17 protein-coding genes are annotated in these 19201 nt (G+C 22.3%); 12 read left to right on the forward strand and 5 right to left on the reverse strand.

Going from position 1 to position 19201, the window contains the following annotated elements; all coding sequences use genetic code 11:
• Positions 1-800 precede the first annotated feature (800 nt).
• Complete coding sequence (locus T523_RS03445; protein WP_042707533.1) at positions 801-2012, forward strand: ammonium transporter; 1212 nt, start codon at positions 801-803, stop codon at positions 2010-2012.
• Positions 2013-2251: 239 nt separating this feature from the next.
• Complete coding sequence (locus tag T523_RS03450; RefSeq protein WP_042707534.1) at positions 2252-2590, forward strand: P-II family nitrogen regulator; 339 nt, start codon at positions 2252-2254, stop codon at positions 2588-2590.
• A gap of 647 nt (positions 2591-3237) precedes the next feature.
• On the opposite strand, the gene T523_RS09265 is transcribed toward T523_RS03450, so the two are convergent.
• Positions 3238-3396, reverse strand: coding sequence for a hypothetical protein (locus T523_RS09265; RefSeq protein WP_232229034.1), 159 nt, complete (start codon positions 3394-3396; stop codon positions 3238-3240).
• 40 nt (positions 3397-3436) lie between these two features.
• Here T523_RS09265 and T523_RS09270 point away from each other — a divergent pair, with 40 nt between their 5' ends.
• The 6 genes from T523_RS09270 to T523_RS03480 all read left to right on the forward strand — a co-directional run bounded on the left by T523_RS09270 (position 3437) and on the right by T523_RS03480 (position 9107).
• Positions 3437-3655, forward strand: coding sequence for a zinc ribbon domain-containing protein (locus T523_RS09270; protein WP_232229035.1), 219 nt, complete (start codon positions 3437-3439; stop codon positions 3653-3655).
• A 545-nt stretch (positions 3656-4200) separates the two neighbouring features.
• Positions 4201-5376, forward strand: a complete 1176-nt coding sequence (locus tag T523_RS03460) for a hypothetical protein (RefSeq protein WP_042707536.1) — start codon at positions 4201-4203, stop codon at positions 5374-5376.
• A gap of 341 nt (positions 5377-5717) precedes the next feature.
• Positions 5718-6917, forward strand: a complete 1200-nt coding sequence (locus T523_RS03465; protein WP_042707537.1) for an amidohydrolase family protein — start codon at positions 5718-5720, stop codon at positions 6915-6917.
• Positions 6918-6999: 82 nt separating this feature from the next.
• A complete protein-coding gene (locus T523_RS03470; RefSeq protein ID WP_042707546.1) occupies positions 7000-7431 on the forward strand; it encodes a universal stress protein in 432 nt (143 codons plus the stop codon).
• A gap of 122 nt (positions 7432-7553) precedes the next feature.
• A complete protein-coding gene (locus tag T523_RS03475; protein WP_042707538.1) occupies positions 7554-8402 on the forward strand; it encodes a CBS domain-containing protein in 849 nt (282 codons plus the stop codon).
• Positions 8403-8594: 192 nt separating this feature from the next.
• Positions 8595-9107 carry a hypothetical protein gene (locus tag T523_RS03480; protein ID WP_052334625.1) on the forward strand — a complete coding sequence of 171 codons (513 nt, stop codon included), beginning with the start codon at positions 8595-8597 and terminating at the stop codon, positions 9105-9107.
• Between the two features lie 988 nt (positions 9108-10095).
• On the opposite strand, the gene T523_RS03485 is transcribed toward T523_RS03480, so the two are convergent.
• The 4 genes from T523_RS03485 to T523_RS03500 all read right to left on the reverse strand — a co-directional run bounded on the left by T523_RS03485 (position 10096) and on the right by T523_RS03500 (position 14490).
• A complete protein-coding gene (locus T523_RS03485; RefSeq protein ID WP_042707539.1) occupies positions 10096-11151 on the reverse strand; it encodes an asparagine synthase-related protein in 1056 nt (351 codons plus the stop codon).
• A gap of 147 nt (positions 11152-11298) precedes the next feature.
• On the reverse strand, positions 11299-11949 hold the full coding sequence (locus T523_RS03490) for a TfuA-related McrA-glycine thioamidation protein (protein WP_042707540.1): 651 nt from the start codon (positions 11947-11949) through the stop codon (positions 11299-11301).
• Positions 11950-12209: 260 nt separating this feature from the next.
• A complete protein-coding gene (locus T523_RS03495) occupies positions 12210-13442 on the reverse strand; it encodes a YcaO-related McrA-glycine thioamidation protein (RefSeq protein WP_042707541.1) in 1233 nt (410 codons plus the stop codon).
• Positions 13443-13863: 421 nt separating this feature from the next.
• Positions 13864-14490, reverse strand: a complete 627-nt coding sequence (locus T523_RS03500; RefSeq protein ID WP_042707542.1) for a zinc metalloprotease — start codon at positions 14488-14490, stop codon at positions 13864-13866.
• 336 nt (positions 14491-14826) lie between these two features.
• Between T523_RS03500 and T523_RS03505 the strand changes: the two genes are divergently transcribed.
• From T523_RS03505 to T523_RS03520, 4 genes are all read left to right on the forward strand, one after another.
• Positions 14827-15888, forward strand: a complete 1062-nt coding sequence (locus tag T523_RS03505) for a M24 family metallopeptidase (RefSeq protein WP_042707543.1) — start codon at positions 14827-14829, stop codon at positions 15886-15888.
• A gap of 148 nt (positions 15889-16036) precedes the next feature.
• Positions 16037-16963, forward strand: a complete 927-nt coding sequence (locus tag T523_RS03510) for a type II secretion system F family protein (protein WP_052334626.1) — start codon at positions 16037-16039, stop codon at positions 16961-16963.
• 44 nt (positions 16964-17007) lie between these two features.
• Complete coding sequence (locus tag T523_RS03515; RefSeq protein ID WP_042707544.1) at positions 17008-17217, forward strand: class III signal peptide-containing protein; 210 nt, start codon at positions 17008-17010, stop codon at positions 17215-17217.
• 438 nt (positions 17218-17655) lie between these two features.
• On the forward strand, positions 17656-19068 hold the full coding sequence (locus T523_RS03520) for a lactaldehyde dehydrogenase (protein ID WP_042707545.1): 1413 nt from the start codon (positions 17656-17658) through the stop codon (positions 19066-19068).
• Positions 19069-19201: the final 133 nt, after the last annotated feature.

Consider the following 19201-nt stretch of genomic DNA (forward strand, 5'->3'; position numbering starts at 1 on the left):
TTTAATAAATTAAATAAATTATTTTAAAATTTAATATTTTAATAAAGTGTATTTTAATAAATTAAATAAATTATTTTAAAATTTAATATATTAATTATAATAATTTAATATTTAATTTCTTATTTTATTTTTTAATATATTTTTTAAATTATTTTTATTTTTAATATAAATCTTTTATTTTTAATATATTTTATTGATTTTTATTTATTTATCATATTATATATTTGAAAACTTATATTAATTTATTAATTTATTTTTAAATTTTTATTTTTTATTTTAACTCTTATTATTTCTTGTTTTAATTTTTTTAATTTTTCTATTTTTATCTATTTTTTATATTGTTCATTATTTTTCATGAATGTTTTTTAATATATCTTTATTTGTTATTTTTTAGATGATTATTTTAATTAATTTTTATATTTTATTTATTTTTTATGAATAAATTTCATATTTTTTTAAAATTTTTATCTTTTTTATTCATTTTTTACCGAAAACTTTATATACTCTAAAAACAATCTTATTATATCGGAACATGGTTTCCGTATTCCGACTATAAGTAAAAAATTTTTAGGATTGGTGAAAATTTTTTTAGGAGATTAATGAGAATTTAGATTTTAAATATACATTTTGTTTTAAGAAATTTAGTTTGAAATCTTTTCCTTAATAAAAAGTTTTTATTTTAAAATGCCCTTTTAAAAATTCTTTTTGTATTCTAATATATTTAGAATTTGAATTCTTATTACCATATAGTTGGCATTTTTTTATTTATCAAAATTTATATTTATAGAGAAGAAGATATTATGGTTGTTTTAAATCCAGGTGATACTGCGTGGATACTTGGAGCTACTGTTTTAGTACTTCTTATGAGTATTCCTGGTATCGCTTTCTATTATGGTGGTTTAAGTAAAAGTAAAAATGTTTTAAATACAATGTACCTATCACTTATAGCATTTTCTGTTGCTAGTATTATATGGGTATGTTACGGTTATCAATTTGCATTTGGATCTACAATAAATGGTCTAATTGGTGCTCCTCAAAATCTGTTCATGTATGGAATGGGTATTGATCAATTAACTGGTACAATTCCTACTGTACTATATGTAATCTTCCAATTAACATTTTGTGGTTTAACTGCTGCATTGATTTCTGGTGGTGTTGTTGGAAGAATGAAAACCTCATCTTGGGTAGTCTTTATTATTGCATGGGTTACTCTTGTATACGTCCCTGTTGCTCACTGGGTATGGGGAGGAGGTTGGTTAATGAATATGGGTGCACTTGATTTCGCAGGTGGTACCGTAGTTCATATAGATTCAGGGGTAACTGCATTAGCATTAGCTCTTGTTCTCGGACCTCGTAAAGATACTTCCTTATTACCTCACCATTTAGGTTACTCTGTTTTAGGAGCAGGTTTCCTCTGGTTTGGATGGTTAGGGTTTAACGGTGGATCAGCTTTAACTGCTGGTGGTCTTGCTGCTTCCGCTATATTAGTAACAAATATTGCTGCTGCTGCAGCTTTAATTACATGGGTTGTAATTGATAAAATTAAAGAAGGAAAACCAACTGTACTCGGTGCAGTTTCTGGTGCTGTTGCAGGTTTAGTAGGTATTACTCCTGCAGCTGGTTTCGTTGATGTTCCTGCATCAATTATTATTGGAATTGGTGCTGCATGTGTTTCATACTTTGCAGTATACTACCTCAAACCTAAATTTGGTTACGACGATGCATTAGATGTATTTGGTATCCACGGTATGTCTGGTTTATGGGGTGCTATAGCTACTGGTATTTTCGCATGTCCTTTAATTAATAGTGCTAGTGGTTTAATCTATGGTAACCCTAACCAAGTTGTAATCCAAATTATTGCTGCAGTTGCTACAATGGTTTATGCATTCGTAGTAAGTTATGTCCTTGCTAGAATTATTAAAGCTACTATGGGTATAAGAGTAGACGAAAAAACCGAGATTGAAGGATTAGATAAAAAACTTCATGAAGAATCTGGATACAGATTGGTATAAACAAGTAGTATTTAAAACATATCTTCTTTGATTATAGGAAGAAAAGGAGTTTTTAAAACTCCTGATCTTCTTATTAATTTTAGAAGTGTGTGGTTAATAATATTAATTTTATTAAAAAGAGTAAATAATTAATGATTTAAATTAATAATATTTAGATTGTTAGTTAACTTATTTTTAATTTAAAGTTATATTATATAAAATTTATAATATTAATTATAATAATATAGAAGGTCATAAAAATGAAAAGAATAATTGCTATTATCAGACCACAAAAACTTGAAGATGTTAAAAAATCTTTAGAAACTGTTGGTTGTAAAGGTATGACAATTACCGAAGTTAAAGGAAGAGGTCAACAATTAGGTACAAAAGAAACTTATAGAGGTTCTAGTTATTGTATTGATTTAATTCCAAAAACACGTATTGAAGTTGTTATTTCTGATGATGATGTTGAAAGTATTATAAAAGCCATTTGTGATGGTGGTAGAACTGGTGATATTGGAGACGGTAAAATATTTGTCTCTCCAGTTGAAGAAATTATTAGAATTAGAACTGGTGAACGTGGAGAAAATGCTATTTAAATAGTATTTTTTCTATTTTTTTAACTTTATTACTTATTTATGTTTATAAATTTGTTTGGTTAAAATTTTTATTATCTTACCTTTATTTTTGATTCCTTTTGATTATTTATTGATTGTATTTTTGTTTTTAACTTTTAACCAAACATTTTTATTTAAATATGTTAACTAATTTTCTTATTTTCTAATTTTATTGTATTATTTAAAACATGTTTAATTTAATAAATTTTTAATATATTTTAAAATAAGTTAAAGTTTATTTTTAAAATGAGTTAAAATTTATTTTATTATGTTTATTTAATTAATTTAGTTTTAGTTTTTAAATAAAAGTTAAGTTTATCTTGTATTTTTTAAGTTTTTTTTTAAATTAGAAATAAATTTTATAATAAAAAAATTTCAATAATAAAAAAATGAAAAATATTAATTAGAAAATTCAAGATAAATTATATATAACTAAAATTGAATATTTAATAATCTCAGATTTAAGAAGGTGTTCTAATAAATACTAAAAATATTCGATATTTTTACAGGTTTATAGTTCGTGTAGGAAATCATTATCGAATAAAACATAATAATAAAGATTATGGCGAATTCAGTAAATTAAGTGATGCATTATATGAAAGAGATTGTTTAGTTTATTGTAATTTTGATTATGATTTACTTGTAGAATGTGATCTAGAAAATAAGTATGAAAATGAAGAATTACCTCCATTTCCTGAAAGAAGACCTAGAGGAAAAATTAAAAATATCATTGATAAATCTAAGATTGAAGGGAAAATTGAATTTAACCATAAAACAAATAAATTCATAGTAATAAAAGGTGAAGAAAACTTTGGACAATATGATACAATGACTGAAGCTTATTTTGCTAAAAAAACACTTATGGAAAATAATTGGGATAAAAATTCTTTAATAAAATTAGAAAAAATTAAAGAAGAATTAAATAATAAAAAACCAAAATCTAAAAAACTTAAAATACCAAAATATTGTCCAAAATGTGGTAATAAATTAGAGGATAATACAAAATTATGTCCATTTTGTGGTATAAATGTTGATGAGTATAATTAAATAAAAAACAACACTACTAAAACTTTAATAAATTTTAGAAAAATTAGAATCTATTGAAAACTATTATTTACAATAATATAAATAAGAAACTAGAATCTGTTAAACACTATTATCTACAATAATTCAATTACCTCACTGCAAAACTCGAAGACATCAAAAATCTGTTAAACACTATTATCTTCAATAATATATATTATTTATACTTAAAATTTAAATTTAAGAAAATCATTTAAAATGATTCTAATAGTAATAAAATTTATTTTCATTAAATATTTCTAAAGAATATTTTATTTAAAAATCTAATTTTCTAAATATACGGTTATTTTTAAATTAAAAAATTTATTTATTTAATAAATTAAGAATTTTTAAAAAAAACTAATATTAAATTCAATATAGTAAAAATTTAAATAAGTTAAAATTATAACTTAAATAATGTTATAAATATTATAAATATTATAAATACTATTTAAAACTTATTTTTTTAATAAAATATAAAATATTTAAACTTTAAAATTTTTTAATAATGATTAAACGAGGAAAAATAAATGATAATGGATTGTATTAATGGAATAATAGATATTTTACAAAATAATAATGAAACAGTAAAAGTTAGTGAAATTATATCAGAACTATGTTTAATCATTAAAAGTGAAATTAAAAAAATATTTCCTGAAACAAATATTTTAATAATACATGATGAAAAACCAGAAATTGAAATATTCAGCAAAAGAATATTCAATATTAATTTTTATGTTAAAATGAAAATAGATCCTCAATCAAATGGTTTTTTAACATATATTGGTCATGATTGGACTAAATTTAAAGATACAACAAAATTTGTAGGTGATGACATAGTAAGATTACTTGCAGATGATATTGAAGAGGTTCCACATTCTTATACAAAGTTAAGTAATTATTATGGTACATCATGTTGGGATGACATTACTGAAGTATATATAATATCTAAATTCCATAATATTATGAGTAATATTAAAGAAGAAACACTAATTGATGAATTAGATAACTTATTGAATATATACACTGATTTATTATATGATTATACAAATATTACTAATATTAATTTAATGGAAGATATTGAAAGAATATTTAAACTATATCCTATTGAAAAAGATAAGTTCTTTGAATCTAAATTAGCATATGAATTAATAACTTATATGAAATATGATTTAAATGAAGTATTAACTTATATCTTTAATGATATTCCAGAAGATTTAAGATTATCTATTGATAAATCAAATGATGAATATGCAATGACACCTCACTTATCAGAAGATCTTAATCAATTATCTTCAAGTATCTTCTATAAAAATGGATTAATTTTAGGTATTACATTTGAATGTAATGAAAAAAATATTAAATTTTACATATCTCAAGATATTGATAGAATTAATAATGCAAATGAAAGTAATAAAATTAGTCAAGCATTAATTGATACACTTAAAAGGGATAATGTTGATTGTGAATTTAAAAATATCTCAGAACCAGAAACTATAAAAATTAAAAGACTATCAAAAAATTATGATGTTTATAGATTCCATTGGGTATGTTCTAAAACTTATTCATTTGAAAAATTAAATCAAAGAAAATTAATAAATGCATTTATTGGATTTAATAAAATATATGAAAATTTAATCCAATATTATAATTATCTTAGGGGAACCTATGATTTTTATGAAATTGAACATATTAAAAAATCATAATTCTTTTAAAATAATATTTTAATTCTTAAATTTTTCTTATTTTAAAAAACTTAAAAAAATACAAGATTATAAATCTAATTTTATTTAAAAATCAAATTTAAAAAGGTTTATTTAAAAAATTATGAGGATTTTAATAAATTTAATTTATAAAAGTTTTATTTATTAATTGATTTTTTACTTGTATATTTTTTTAAATTTTGATATTTTCTATTTTTTAATGTTTTTTTATTGTTTTATTTTTTTGTTTCTTTATTTATTGTTTTTATTTCTATTTTATTTATTTTATACCTTAATTTTATCTTTTTAAAAGTTTATTAATATCTTTTTATATATTTTATATCATGTTAACTATAGCTAATGCTTTAATTCTAAAAGGTTCTAATCTTAGTCCATCTAAAGAAAATATTGTAATTGATAATGGTAAAATAATTGATATTGCTCCAAATATTATGGAAGGAAAAATTATTGATTGTACTAATTGTATTGTTTCTCCTAGTTTTCTTAATGCACATGTTCATATTGGAGATTCTATAATTAAAGATGAAGGTGATGGTTTAAGTTTAGATGAAATGGTTAAACCACCTAATGGAATTAAACATAAAGCTTTAGAAAATGCTAGTGATGAAGAAATTATTTATTCTATGAAAAAATCTATGTGGGATATGTTACATTCAGGTACAAGTCATTTTATAGATTATAGAGAAGGTGGGATTGAAGGGGTTAAACTCTTAAGAAAAGCATCTTCTGATATCCCAATAAATCCAATTATTTTAGGTAGGGATAATAGTTTTTATGGTGATGATCCTGATTTAAATATGGTAAGAAGGAATTTAAGAAAATTATTAAAATTTGCTGATGGTGTTGGTTTAAGTGGATTTGGTGAAATTTCTACTGAAGTTGCAGAACTTATAACTAAAGAATGTAAAAAATTAGGTAAGATATCTTCAATTCATACTGCAGAATCTTATGATTGTCAAGTTAATTCTATTAATAAAACAGGATTTACTGAAGTTAAAAGAGGTATTAATGCAGGTTTTGATCAATTAGTCCATTGTACTAATGCAACAGAAGAAGATATTTCTGAGCTTAATAAAACAAATACTAATGTTGTTTTATGTCCTCGTGCCAATGCTACTTTAAATGTAGGTATTCCTCCAATTGATAAAATAATTTCTGGAGATATTATTCCATTTATAGGTTCAGATAATATAATGTTAAATAGTCCAAATATTTTAAGAGATTTAGAATTTTCTCTAAAATTATCAAGAGCATATTATAGAAAATATTTTAATCCTAAATTATTCTTTGAAATGGTTACAGTAAATCCATATAAATTAAAAAATTTAAATCATAATTTATATTCTATTTTAGGTAAATCTATAATTGAAAAAGGTTCTGATGCACAATTAATGGTTTCTTATCAACTTTCAAAAAATCCTTATCTTAGTATAATCAATCGTTGTAATACACAAAACATATTACATATAATGAATAAAAATATACACATAGATTATATTAATAAACAAAAATATAATATTTAATTAAGATTTTTTTCAAGTAAGTTTTAATATATATTTAAAAAATCTTTAATTATATTTTGTAAGTTTTATGGGAGATGTTGTTATGTATAAAAAAATATTATTACCTACTGATGGTTCAAAATATTCTGAAAACGCTGCTAAACATGCATTCTTTTTAGCAGAAAAATCAGGTGCTGAAGTCATTACTTTAAGTGTAATTGAAAATGGTTTTTCTATTGGTCTTCCATCTGATGACACTATATATGAAGTAAATCAAATGCTTAAAAAAGAAAGTAAATCAAATATTGATAAAATAGAAGAAATTAAAAACGAATATGATAGTAATATAAAACTTACTCCTATAGTAAAAGAAGGATCTCCTGCTCCAGTTATTCTTGATGTTGCTGAAGATGAAAATATTGATTTAATTGTAATTGGTAGTTCAGGTAAAAGTAGTTTTGATAGATTCTTAATGGGTAGTGTAGCTTCAAAAGTTGTTAAATCAGCTAAATGCTCAGTTCTTGTTGTAAATTAAATTTAATATTTAATAGTAATTTTATATTATTATCTTTTTTTAATTTTTAATTAATTTTTTCTTCTTTTAAAAACTTATAAAATATTTAATAATTTATTTATAAAATTTATGAGGGTGTAATTATGATAATTAAAAGATTGGTGTCTAAAAATGTTGTGTACGTATCAGTACCTGGAAATAGACATAAAGCTTTGGATTTGATGAAAAAAGAAAATGTATCTGTTGTACCTGTTACAAAAGGGGATACTAAAAAAGTAGTTGGTATCTTAACTAGGTCAGATTTAATTAATAATCCTGATGAAGAACAAATTGCTCTTTTAATGAGTAGAAATTTAGTAACTGCAAAACCTAATGAAGAAGTTACAACTGTTGCAAAAAGAATGTTGGATCATAATGTTAGAAGAATACCTGTTGTAGATGATGATGATAATCTTGTAGGTATTATTACTTCTTTTGATCTTGTAACTTCTGCACTTGCTAAATTAGATATTAATATTCCTGTTGAAAAATATATGATTACTAATGTTCCAACTACATGGGATAAAACTCCTTTAAATGTTGCTTTTGAATCTATGAAATTCTTTGGTTTAAAATCAATTTTAGCATTAAATGATGATTGTAAATTATCTGGAATCTTAACTGAAACAGATTTTATTGCTGAAAGTGAAATTATATCTGAAAGAACTGAACATAGTTCTACTGTTGGTACTGAAGGTGATAAATGGTCTTGGGATAGTACTTCAATTCTTTATATTGAGAAAAATCACCTTAAATTCACTGATAAAGTAGTTAGTGATGTTGCAACAAGTGATGTTTCTACTGCTAATAGTAAAACTAAAGTATCTGATTGTGCTAAAAAAATGAAATCAGCTAATATTGAACAAATTCCTGTTACTGATGTTGATGGTGAAATTTTAGGTCTTGTTCGTGCTAGTGATTTATTACAAGCATTTGTTGATAATGAAAGTTAATTTTAGATAATTCTTATTTAAAGTTAATTTTTATTTTCAATATTTTTTATTTTTTTAAGTTTGTATAATTTTTATAAATTAAATTTATTAAAATTTAATTAATTTATTATTTTTCGATTATATTTTATAATTTTAAATTGTTGAGATTATTATATTTTAAAATTTTAATCTTACTAATATTGGTGTAAATAAATGTCATATGAACCTATTTTAATAATTAACACGTCTAATTTAAAAATTACAATTAGAGCTAGAATTGATGATTATTATGTTGAAAATGATATTCTTTTAAATCCAATTTTAGCTATGTATAGAAGAAATGGAGATAATATCGTCAAAAGTTTTTTAGATTTATTTGAATCTGTTATTAAAAGAACAATTAATGAATTCATGCCACATAAATCTTTAAATCTTAGTTATAATTATATTGCAGATGATGATCTTGATCATGCTACAACTTTATCAATAAATCTGTTGAATGTTGAAGCAGATGATGTTAAATTCCGTATTGATAATGGTGAATTCACTATTTCAAATCTTAATGAAGAATCTTCTGATGAAAAAGTTCCTATTGATAATAATATTAATAGGGTTATTAAAACTCCAGATATTGTATTAAAAAAATATCAAGAAGTATATGATAAACGTCAAAAGGAGTTAAAAAATCAGAAGCCTAAACGTCAATACGTTGGTGAAAATTTATAATTATTGAATTTTTTAGTTTAATTAATTATATTAATTTAATCTTTGTGCTTGTCATGATTATTATTCTTATTTAAAAATTTTTAATAGTTTTATGTTTAAACTAATCTTTTAATTTAAAAATTTTTATAATATTTTTATTTTTTTACTTATTTTTGTTTAATCTTTAAAATTTATTTATTTCTAAATTATCAATAAAATGCTTAAAAATCTTTACTTTTTTCTAAAATATGATTGCTTTTAAACAAAATAAATTTATCTTAAATTTAAATATTTTTTTAATGAATTTTTTCTATTTTTTATATATTATTGAATAAAATTTTTAGTTGCAACTAAATATTTATATATTAGAAAATACTATCATTATATATGAAATTTAGGTACACCTAAATTTTTATTATTTCTAAAAAAATTTAGATTTAATGGAAAATAGTTTTTATTTAATTAAAGATTAAAATATTCTTTAATTTATTAAATTCTATAAATATATTGATTCGTTGTAGATATGATTTAAATATATTGGTATTTGTATAAAATTTAATATATTTATATATTTTTTTATAATGGGAGGTGTTTGTAAAATAATTTAATGGATTTTAAAGTCTGTTAAAATCTTAGTTTTTTAATAAAGAAATTTTATTCTAAAAATTAGAAAGGATTTTAACAAAGGAATTTTATTGAATCTTAATGTTTTAATAATGTAAAATATTATTTTTACTTAAAGGTATGATATTATGTATTAAGATATTTTTAAATTAATTGGGAATATTTAAAATTTTTAAAATAGTTTAGTAGATTTATTTAAAATAAAACGTATAATCCTTAAATTATTAATTAAAGTAATGGAATAATAATCTACTAAATTTATAGTTATTTTGAAATTTTTAAATATTATGAACAATTAATTAATTATAATTAAAATAATAAATATAAATTTTATATTTAATTAAAATTTATTATAACTTTCGTATTAACTATAAAAGCTATTTTTTTAAATTTTTCTTCTTATTAAAGGAAGTAATTTCATTAAAATTTCTTCTCCTTCTTCTCTATTATTTATTCTACGTAAAACAATTTTTCCAGTACTAAATACTGTAATATTTTGTGTATCTATATTAAACATTAAAATTCCCATATCTTTTGAATATTTTACATTACTAAATTCTTTATCAAAATATTTTTTTGTTTTTTCAATATCAATTTTATATGGAAGTTCTCTTTCAAACATTATCTTATTATCTTCTTCTTGACATGGTTTATAGATAAATAATTTTTTGTTATTTTTTTCAAGTTTAGATATATTCAAGGCTATCTTATTAAAACTAATAGCTTTAAGCTGAAGTTCAATAAGTTGTATGATTCTTTTATTTAATAACTTGTCAATATTATCTGTTTCTATAAGAGCCATTCCATCTATATTTCTAACTTTAACAATATCATTTTTTGTAATATTTTTAATTATTCTTTCAGCAGTATTAATTTGATTAATATTTTTATGTGTTAATTTTGTGTTTTGTTTAATTCTTGTTGCAAGACATGTTGTTGATTTTAAATATTCAATATTGTTATCTTCAAGATATTTAAAAACATCTTTTGTTTCCATCTCTGATTCTACAAGGGGACTTATTATATTATTTTCATATTTTGCTATTACTCCAGGTCTATCTTCTACAAGATCAGACATATTAGTTCCATCAACGACTAAATCTAAATTTTTTTCATTTGCAAGATCTTTAATTTTACTATATAAATTTTCTCGACAAATTAAGCAACGATTATGGTTATTTTCACAGAATGATTTGTTTTTCATTAAATCTTCTTTTACTATAATGTGCTCAAGATTAAACTTTTTAGCTTGTTTTTTAGTTTCTTTTATAAAATCACGAGGTAATACTCCATTATCAAATGTTATTAATATTGCCTTATTACTTACTTTTCTTGCAATATCTGCTATTAATGAACTATCTGCTCCTCCAGAAAAACATATGCCTATATTTTTATCTTTTAATATTTTTTCAATATTTTCTATTTTTTCAGTATATTCCATAATATTACCTTATATATTTTATTTCGTGTTTTTAGCTATTTTTTAATCTTTTGTGGTTTTTATTAATTTTGTTTAAATAGTGTAATTTTAGTTATTTTTTCTCTGATTTTTTAATGTGTGTTGTTTAAATATTGTAATTTTAGCTATTTAGTTATCTGTGATTTTTTTAATATATCTTAAAACCTCTTTAGCATCTTCAGTTTTAATATTAATACTGTGATTAATATATCTAATTAATTTATTTTTTTTATATTCATTTAAATTACATTCTTTAAATATTCTTGGATAAGTTCTATGAGGATAATAAATAGATCGTGTAGTTTTAAGAAATTCTTCTTTTTCTTTTTCTGTTATAATATTTTCTTTTACTGCACCATTTAATTTATACTCAATATTTACATAAGCTTCAGATAATGGTTCATAAGTTTCAGGATCAAGAATTACTGCAACATCATCATCAGATTTAATATTTCCTTTTCTATATTGTTTGTATACATAACCTACTCCAATCATTCCCATATCATCAAGTTCTGATGCACGTAATGCACCCATACTAGAGCCACCTACTACTGTAACTCCTTTATTCATAGCAGCTATAATTTCTTTATGAGCAACTGCAGGAGTATTTTGGAATTGTCCATCTATTATTCCAATAATATCTGGTAAGTTATTATCATCCACCATTTTTATAATATCTCCTCTTTTAATTGGTGGACGATAATCTGCATCTAATATTTTTTTAGCTTCATCAAAACTTAATGATAAGCCAGTAAAAATAACTATTTTTTTATTACTCATTTTTTATCCCTTGTGAATTAGTATTTTTAACTTTATTGAAGATTTATTTTATAAAAATTCTTTATTTTTAATTTTAAAGTAATTATATAAATTTAATGTTTATTAATATTTTCATTTTTTTAAAAATTTTATTTTATAAAAATTGTTTATTTTTAATTTTAAAATAAAATATTATCTTATTTCTTGATTTTAGTAATGATATTTTATAAAATGCCTTTAATTTTTATTAATATTTCTATCTAAAATTGTTTTAATAATATTTATTCATTATTGGATTTTCTTAAAAAATTTAAATATCTTTTTCCAAGTCTATCTGGATCTATAGTATAAACTTCTGCACCAGGTATTATTACACGACTTGCACTAACTCCTATTTCTTCTCTTGTTAAATCAGTATATAATATTTTATTAAATCCTGCATTTTGGAGATGTTTCTTACATTGTTCTATATCTTTTTTAATTGAAGTTGTGCCTAAATGGTTCATATCATCAATACTTTTTTTATCTTCTTCCTCTTCAAAATATTGGCGGTTAATTCTTTTCATACGTTCATAACCAGCTTTTCTCATGAAATTTGCTCTAGTAGTATCTTCTCTAGTTCCATGAATTTGGGTAGCTCTACTTTGTGCAACTTCTGTAAGAGCTCTAATAATTGCAATATTAGGATCAAGATGTGTTCCTACACCTAAACATAATAATGCAGGGTCTTTTAGTATATTGTCATCACTTGATGCAGTAACTGTTGGTACTCCAATATCATTTGTGATATCTATTAATTTAATGTTAATTGATTCAGAATTAAATTTATTAAGAAGATCTAAGACAATTGGATTTTCTATTGTATTGATATCTATTTCTTTTCCATTTTTATGTGTCAATTCAAATATGCTCCATGCATCTCTTTCAATAACTTCAAATATTCCATGGAGAACTGCTTCTTCAATAATGTTTCCTGATGCAAGACCATTTGTATTTCCTTTAAATATTGCAGTTGCTTCTTTATTATGTGGTATGTAAGGATGAAATACTGCATTTGCTGGAACATAATATTCTTTTTCACTTATAATATCTACTGCTGGATACCATTCTAATTTAAGATTATTAAGTTTATTTTCATCCATATCTTTAGGAAGATATAAAGTTCTTGGATCTATATAATCTTTATCCATATCTTCAATAGAACTTACTATGATTTTGTCATAATCTTCTTCTTTCATTTCAGCAGAATATCTTTCAAAACCTTCCATTATTGCAGAAGCTTCTGCTTGTTCATTTTTTGCACCTTTTCCTGCATAAACACTTACACTTCCTCCTTGAGCACTTGGTCTTATTGCAGAAAATACAGGAATTCCTATTCTATCAAGATCTGTAATATTTGTTATACGTGTTATACCTGCGGTTCTTAGTTTGTCTTCATTGTGTTTTATTGTTTCAGAAGGTTGACAAATTCTATGACCACCTTCAAAATATTTAAGTTGAATATCTGAAAACATTAATTAATCACCATAATTTTACATTATTTTGATATTATGTATAATTCTATTTATTAATTTATTAGTATATATTTTATTTTTAGAATTATTTTAATAAAATTTTATTTAATTTTTTGATTTTTAATTATCTTAGTTTGTTTTCCTTTATTTTTTATTGGCTTTTTATTTTAGGGTTTTAGTTTCTTTTGTTTGGTTTTTATTTTGGAGTTTTTTTTTGGTTTTATTTGGTTTTTTAGGGTTTTTAGTTTGTGGTTTTGTTTATAGAAATTTACTATTTTGAAACTATATTTAAGAAAGTTAATTCTAAAAAGTATAAGGATTTCAACAAGAATATTATTTTTATAAAAATTAGTTTTTTATAAGTTTTAAAATTAAAAAAAGTAAATTATTTCATTTTGAAATAATTTTTTTAAATCAGTTTTTACATTAACATGTTTAGTCCACCAGTATATGAAATATATACTAGAATTCCTGAAAAAAGAATTGTAATTAACCATATTATTGGATTCCAGTTAAATACTTTTGTTCCATCTAAAACACTAATTGGTAATAAATTAAATAATGCTAAAAATGCATTTACTGAGAATCCTAAATAAGATACTATACCTACGATTATATATCCTGCTGAACCTACTAATAAAAATGATTTTAAATTAAGTAATATTGCTAAGAATATTAATGCAAGAATAATATTTGTAATTGGTCCAACAATTGATATAATACCATTTTCTTTATCAGTCATATTATATCCATAGATATATACTGCACCAGGAGCAGCAAATATGAATCCAAAAAAGGAAGTAATAAGAGATACTATTAATCCTGTTGGTGAAAGTTTAAACTCTGCCCAATATCCATAATGTAGTGCAGCAAATTTATGTGCTAACTCATGTAATATGAAACCTAATCCTACACCAATAAGTACCATTGGGAATATACCAAATATTGAATTATAATTATGATTACAATAAAGTATACTGAAACCTAATGAAATTACTATTAATGAGATTATGAGGTCTCTTATTTCGTTTCCTGTAATTTTAAACATAAAGAATATATTTCTTCTTTTACTTATATATGTTTTACTAAATTTAGGAAATTTTTATTATTTTTATATTTTTTAATAATTTTATTGAAATTTTGTTTTATTGTTTTTCTTATTTTTGGTTTTGTTTTATTGGAATCTTATTTTTTGTTTCTTTAATGGTTTTTTAATTTTAAATCTTAATTTAATTTTAATTTAATTATATTTTAATTTAATTACTTTTTTATCAATAATTTTATAACTATTATTCATATTATCTTTTTTAAGTAAAATAGGTAAAAATTTAATAAGTATCTATGATATAATAAATATTATATAATATATCTTAAGGGGATATTAATGTCAAAATATGAAAGTCCAAGTTCTATTCATTTATCACATTTAATTAAAAAAACTCAAGAAGCAGATTATGATGGTTTATTATTAACTAATGTAAATAATATTAAATATGTTTCTAATTATAATCCTCAAAGCTTTGCATTTTTAGTTTTAAGTGAAAATCCTGTGGTATATGCAACAGAACTTGACTATGAAAATGCTAAACTTAATTCTCAAATTGAAGTTAGAAAATTTGAATCTATGTCTAGTTTAAATGATGATTTGGAAAAAGAAGGTAAAACTAAACTTGCAATTGAATCATCACTTCCTATTAGTTTATATCAAAAATTTTCAAAAGATTTTGATGGTAAATGTGATTTAACTATTGATAATATTATTGAAAATGAAAGGATGATAAAATCTTATGATGAAATTGTTAAAATTCAGGAAGCTACTAAGATTGCTCAAAAAGCATTTAAAGATCTTGATGTTCTACGTAAATATGATGCAGGTAAAAGTGAATGGGAAGTTTCATATGAACTAGGTAGATTGATGAGAGAATATGGTGCAGAATCAGAATCATTTGATACTATTGTTGCAAGTGGTAGTAATTCAAGTTTACCTCATTCTATTCCTCAACATAAAGAATTAGAAGCACCTATATTAATTGATTGGGGAGCTAAATATAAAGGGTATTGTTCTGATAATACTAGAACAATTGTTTTCAGTGATAAACAACAAGAAATTTTTGATATTGTTCTTGAAGCTCATGATAAAACAATCAAAGCAATTCATGCAGGTATGAAAGCATCTGATGTAGATAAAGTTGCAAGGGATATTATTACAGAATATGGTTATGGTGATAATTATATTCATAGTACTGGTCATAGTCTTGGTTTAGATATTCATGAGGAACCAAATGTCTCTTATAGAAATGATACTTTATTAGAAAGAAACATGTTTGTTACAGTAGAACCTGGTATTTATTTAGAAGGAGATTTTGGTGTAAGAATTGAAGATACTGTTATTGTAGATAAGGATAGTGCTCATATAATTGGTGATTTACCACAGATTATTGTTTAAATATTTTTTTATTTTTTTATTTTTTAGCTATTTATTAAATTTTTTACTTGCTAATGATTTTTAATTCTATTAAATTTTTATAATCTATTTTATTTTTTTTAAGTTAATTAATTAGAATTTAAATAATATCTTATTTTCTATATTATTTATGAAGTTTATTAACTTATTAAGTAAAATATCTAAAATATATAATGAAAAAATCCCATGGAAATATATTTTAAGATTTCAAAATTTTTTACTTAAAGCTGGAATTAATATATATTCTTGTGATGTTTTAGCTATTTTTACTTTAATTTCTGTCTTTTTATTTATAATTTTGTTTATTTTCTTTTATTTATTTAATATTGATTTTTTAATTATTTTAATCCTATTTCTATCTCCATTTATTATTTTTTATACATATTTAAATTATAAAATTGAATTAAGAAGAAAAGAAATTGAAGAATCTGCTCCTGATTTTTTAAAACAATTAGGATCTATGCTTCGTGTAGGTTTAAGTTTTGAGAATTCTATGGAATATATGTCTAATTATGGTTCTGGACCATTATATAATGAGATTAAAAGAACTGTTTATGAAATTAAATTAGGTGCTAATTTTGATGATGCTTGGATGAAATTAGCTATTAGATTAAATTCTAAAAATTTAGAACGCTCATTTAAAATTATATTAGATGGTAGAAAAAGTGGTGGAAGTATTGCTAGTGTTCTTGATGATTTATCTTATGATTTAAGAAGTATGGATATTTTATATAAAGAAAGAAAATCCTCAGTTATGATGGCAATAATGTTTTTGATTATTTCTGCAGTTATTGCTACTCCTTTTGCTATGGGTATGATTTGTATTTATTCTAATTTTATGGATTCTTTAGGAAAAGCTAGTTCTATACTTTCTGTTGTACCTATGGTTAGTAGTTCTTATATTATAATTCATTCTTTTTTAGTTGGTTTTATTATAAGTTTAATAATCTATGGTGATATTAAAAAAGGTTTTTATTATTCATTTTTTCTTGTTATATTTGCATATTTAATTTTTTATCTAATCTCTCATTTAGCCATTGGTTTATTCACTATTTAAAATAATATTTTATTATATTCGTATTTTTTAGAGGTTGTTTTATCATGTTTAATAAGATTTTTATTGAAGAAAATGCCCAATCTTCTGCAGAACTTATATTATTAATTGGTGGTATTTTGATTATTTTGATTGCTTTTTTAGACTTTTATAAAAAATATATAAATGATATACCTAGTAATGTTAATTCTAAAGAACTTTATGATTTTAACAATTCTATAAATCATTTATCTGATAAATTTAATAAATTTGTATAAATTTTTAATTTGCTTATTTTTTTTAAGTAGATTTATGTTTAATGAAAAAGGCATGTTTTATATTCTTATAATATTTAATCTATTAAAAACTATTTTTAATAATATAAATAGTATTCATAGTTCAAATTTGAATTTAAGAGTATTTTTTAAATTTAATATGTTTTAAAATCTTAAAATATTAATTTTTATTTTAGAATGATATTTACGTTTTTAATTAAGATAATTTATTAATCCAAAATATTTAATTGAATTAAAATTTAGACTAATAATTAATTATAGATTTATGAATTTTTTGAATAGTTTTTATTTTCTAGATATAATTTGATATAATGAGTATTTTAATTGCTTTAAAATTTAATTATAAGTAATATACTTATTATTGATTTTTATTTTTTAATTTATTTTAAAAATTCATATTCTAATTTTAGAGGTATTAATATGGATATTTTAATTAATGGTAAACATGTATCAAAGAATGAAACAATGGATGTTATAAATCCTTATGATAACAGTATTATTGATACAATACCTATTGCAGATAAAAATGATGTTAATGATGTTATTATTGCAGCAAATAATGCTAAAAGTAAAATAATGGAATTTTCATCAAGAAAAGTTTCTAATTTACTTTTTGATGCATATGATGATTTAAAAGAAAACAGTAATAAATTAGCTAAAATTATAACTAAAGAAACTGGAAAACCTATTACTGGTTCTATTGGTGAAATGAATCGTAGTGTAGAAACTCTTAGATTTGCTGCAGAAGAAGCAAAACGTATTTATGGTGAATCTGTACCTTTAGATGCAGGACTTGGAGGTAAAGGTTTTTATGCTTTTACAGAAAAAACCCCTTTAGGTGTAGTTGCAGCAATTACTCCTTTTAATTATCCTGTTAATCTTGCAATTCATAAATTAGGACCTGCAATTGCTGCTAAAAATACAGTAATTTTAAAACCATCTAAAGAAGCTCCATTATCTGGACTTATGCTTGCTGAAATTATTGCTCGTCATTTTCCTGATGGTGTTGTTAATTCTATTACAGGACTTGGTGAAGAAATTGGAGACGCATTAGTAACAGCTGAAAATGTTGATAAAATATCTTTTACTGGAAGTGTTCCTACTGGTCTTAATATAGCTAATAATTCTGGAATGAAAAAATTAACTCTTGAACTTGGAGGTAATGATCCTGTAATTGTACTTGATGATGCTGATATTGATAAAGCAGTAAAAGGTGTTGTAAATGGAGCATATCTTTTTTCAGGTCAAGTTTGTATGGGTGTAAAAAGAGTCATTGTTGATAAAAAGGTTATTGATGAATTCACTGATAAATTAGTAAAATCAACTAAAAAACTAAAAATTGGAAATCCAATGGATAAAAGTACTGATATTGGACCTCTTATAAATAATACTGCTGTTAAAATGGTTGAAGAATCAGTTAATAATGCTATTGACAACGGTGCAAATATTGAGTTTGGTGCTAAAATTAAGGATAATTTTTATTGGCCTACTGTTATTAGTGATGTTAAACCAGAAATGGATCTTGTGAAAAATGAAACATTTGGTCCTATTGCACCAATTATTAGTGTTGATGGTGTTGATGAAGCAATTTCTGTAGCAAATAATACTCGTTATGGTCTTCAAGCAGGTGTTTATACTGAAAATATTAGGAATGCACTTAAATGTACTCAAGAAATTGAAGCAGGTTCAGTTTTTGTTAATAAGCAATCTACTTTTAGAACAGATAATATGCCTTTTGGTGGATTTAAATTAAGTGGTGTAGGTAAAGAAGGAGTTAAATATGCTGTAGAAGATATGTGTAGGACTAAACTAATTGCTTTCAACCTTCGTTAGTTTATATTTTTATTTTATCTTTTTATAAATTTATTTTCTTTTTCTTCTTTTTTGAAATAAACATATTTATCTTTTTATAAATTTATTTTCTTTTTTCTTCTTTTTTGAAATAAACATATTTATCTTTTTATAA

It is taken from the genome of Methanobrevibacter wolinii SH (assembly GCF_000621965.1).
Classification (GTDB): Archaea; Methanobacteriota; Methanobacteria; order Methanobacteriales; family Methanobacteriaceae; genus Methanarmilla; species Methanarmilla wolinii.

What these genes read in the sequence shown, in the direction of transcription:
- T523_RS09270 (WP_232229035.1), top strand. Translation starts at nt 3,437, where the DNA reads ATGACTGAAGCTTATTTTGCTAAAAAAACACTTATGGAAAATAATTGG.
- T523_RS03460 (WP_042707536.1), top strand. Translation starts at nt 4,201, where the DNA reads ATGATAATGGATTGTATTAATGGAATAATAGATATTTTACAAAATAAT.
- T523_RS09265 (WP_232229034.1), bottom strand. Translation starts at nt 3,396, where the DNA reads ATGAATTTATTTGTTTTATGGTTAAATTCAATTTTCCCTTCAATCTTA.
- T523_RS03515 (WP_042707544.1), top strand. Translation starts at nt 17,008, where the DNA reads ATGTTTAATAAGATTTTTATTGAAGAAAATGCCCAATCTTCTGCAGAA.
- T523_RS03465 (WP_042707537.1), top strand. Translation starts at nt 5,718, where the DNA reads ATGTTAACTATAGCTAATGCTTTAATTCTAAAAGGTTCTAATCTTAGT.
- T523_RS03480 (WP_052334625.1), top strand. Translation starts at nt 8,595, where the DNA reads ATGTCATATGAACCTATTTTAATAATTAACACGTCTAATTTAAAAATT.
- T523_RS03500 (WP_042707542.1), bottom strand. Translation starts at nt 14,490, where the DNA reads ATGTTTAAAATTACAGGAAACGAAATAAGAGACCTCATAATCTCATTA.
- T523_RS03490 (WP_042707540.1), bottom strand. Translation starts at nt 11,949, where the DNA reads ATGAGTAATAAAAAAATAGTTATTTTTACTGGCTTATCATTAAGTTTT.
- T523_RS03445 (WP_042707533.1), top strand. Translation starts at nt 801, where the DNA reads ATGGTTGTTTTAAATCCAGGTGATACTGCGTGGATACTTGGAGCTACT.
- T523_RS03450 (WP_042707534.1), top strand. Translation starts at nt 2,252, where the DNA reads ATGAAAAGAATAATTGCTATTATCAGACCACAAAAACTTGAAGATGTT.
- T523_RS03510 (WP_052334626.1), top strand. Translation starts at nt 16,037, where the DNA reads ATGAAGTTTATTAACTTATTAAGTAAAATATCTAAAATATATAATGAA.
- T523_RS03485 (WP_042707539.1), bottom strand. Translation starts at nt 11,151, where the DNA reads ATGGAATATACTGAAAAAATAGAAAATATTGAAAAAATATTAAAAGAT.
- T523_RS03470 (WP_042707546.1), top strand. Translation starts at nt 7,000, where the DNA reads ATGTATAAAAAAATATTATTACCTACTGATGGTTCAAAATATTCTGAA.
- T523_RS03495 (WP_042707541.1), bottom strand. Translation starts at nt 13,442, where the DNA reads ATGTTTTCAGATATTCAACTTAAATATTTTGAAGGTGGTCATAGAATT.
- T523_RS03475 (WP_042707538.1), top strand. Translation starts at nt 7,554, where the DNA reads ATGATAATTAAAAGATTGGTGTCTAAAAATGTTGTGTACGTATCAGTA.
- T523_RS03520 (WP_042707545.1), top strand. Translation starts at nt 17,656, where the DNA reads ATGGATATTTTAATTAATGGTAAACATGTATCAAAGAATGAAACAATG.
- T523_RS03505 (WP_042707543.1), top strand. Translation starts at nt 14,827, where the DNA reads ATGTCAAAATATGAAAGTCCAAGTTCTATTCATTTATCACATTTAATT.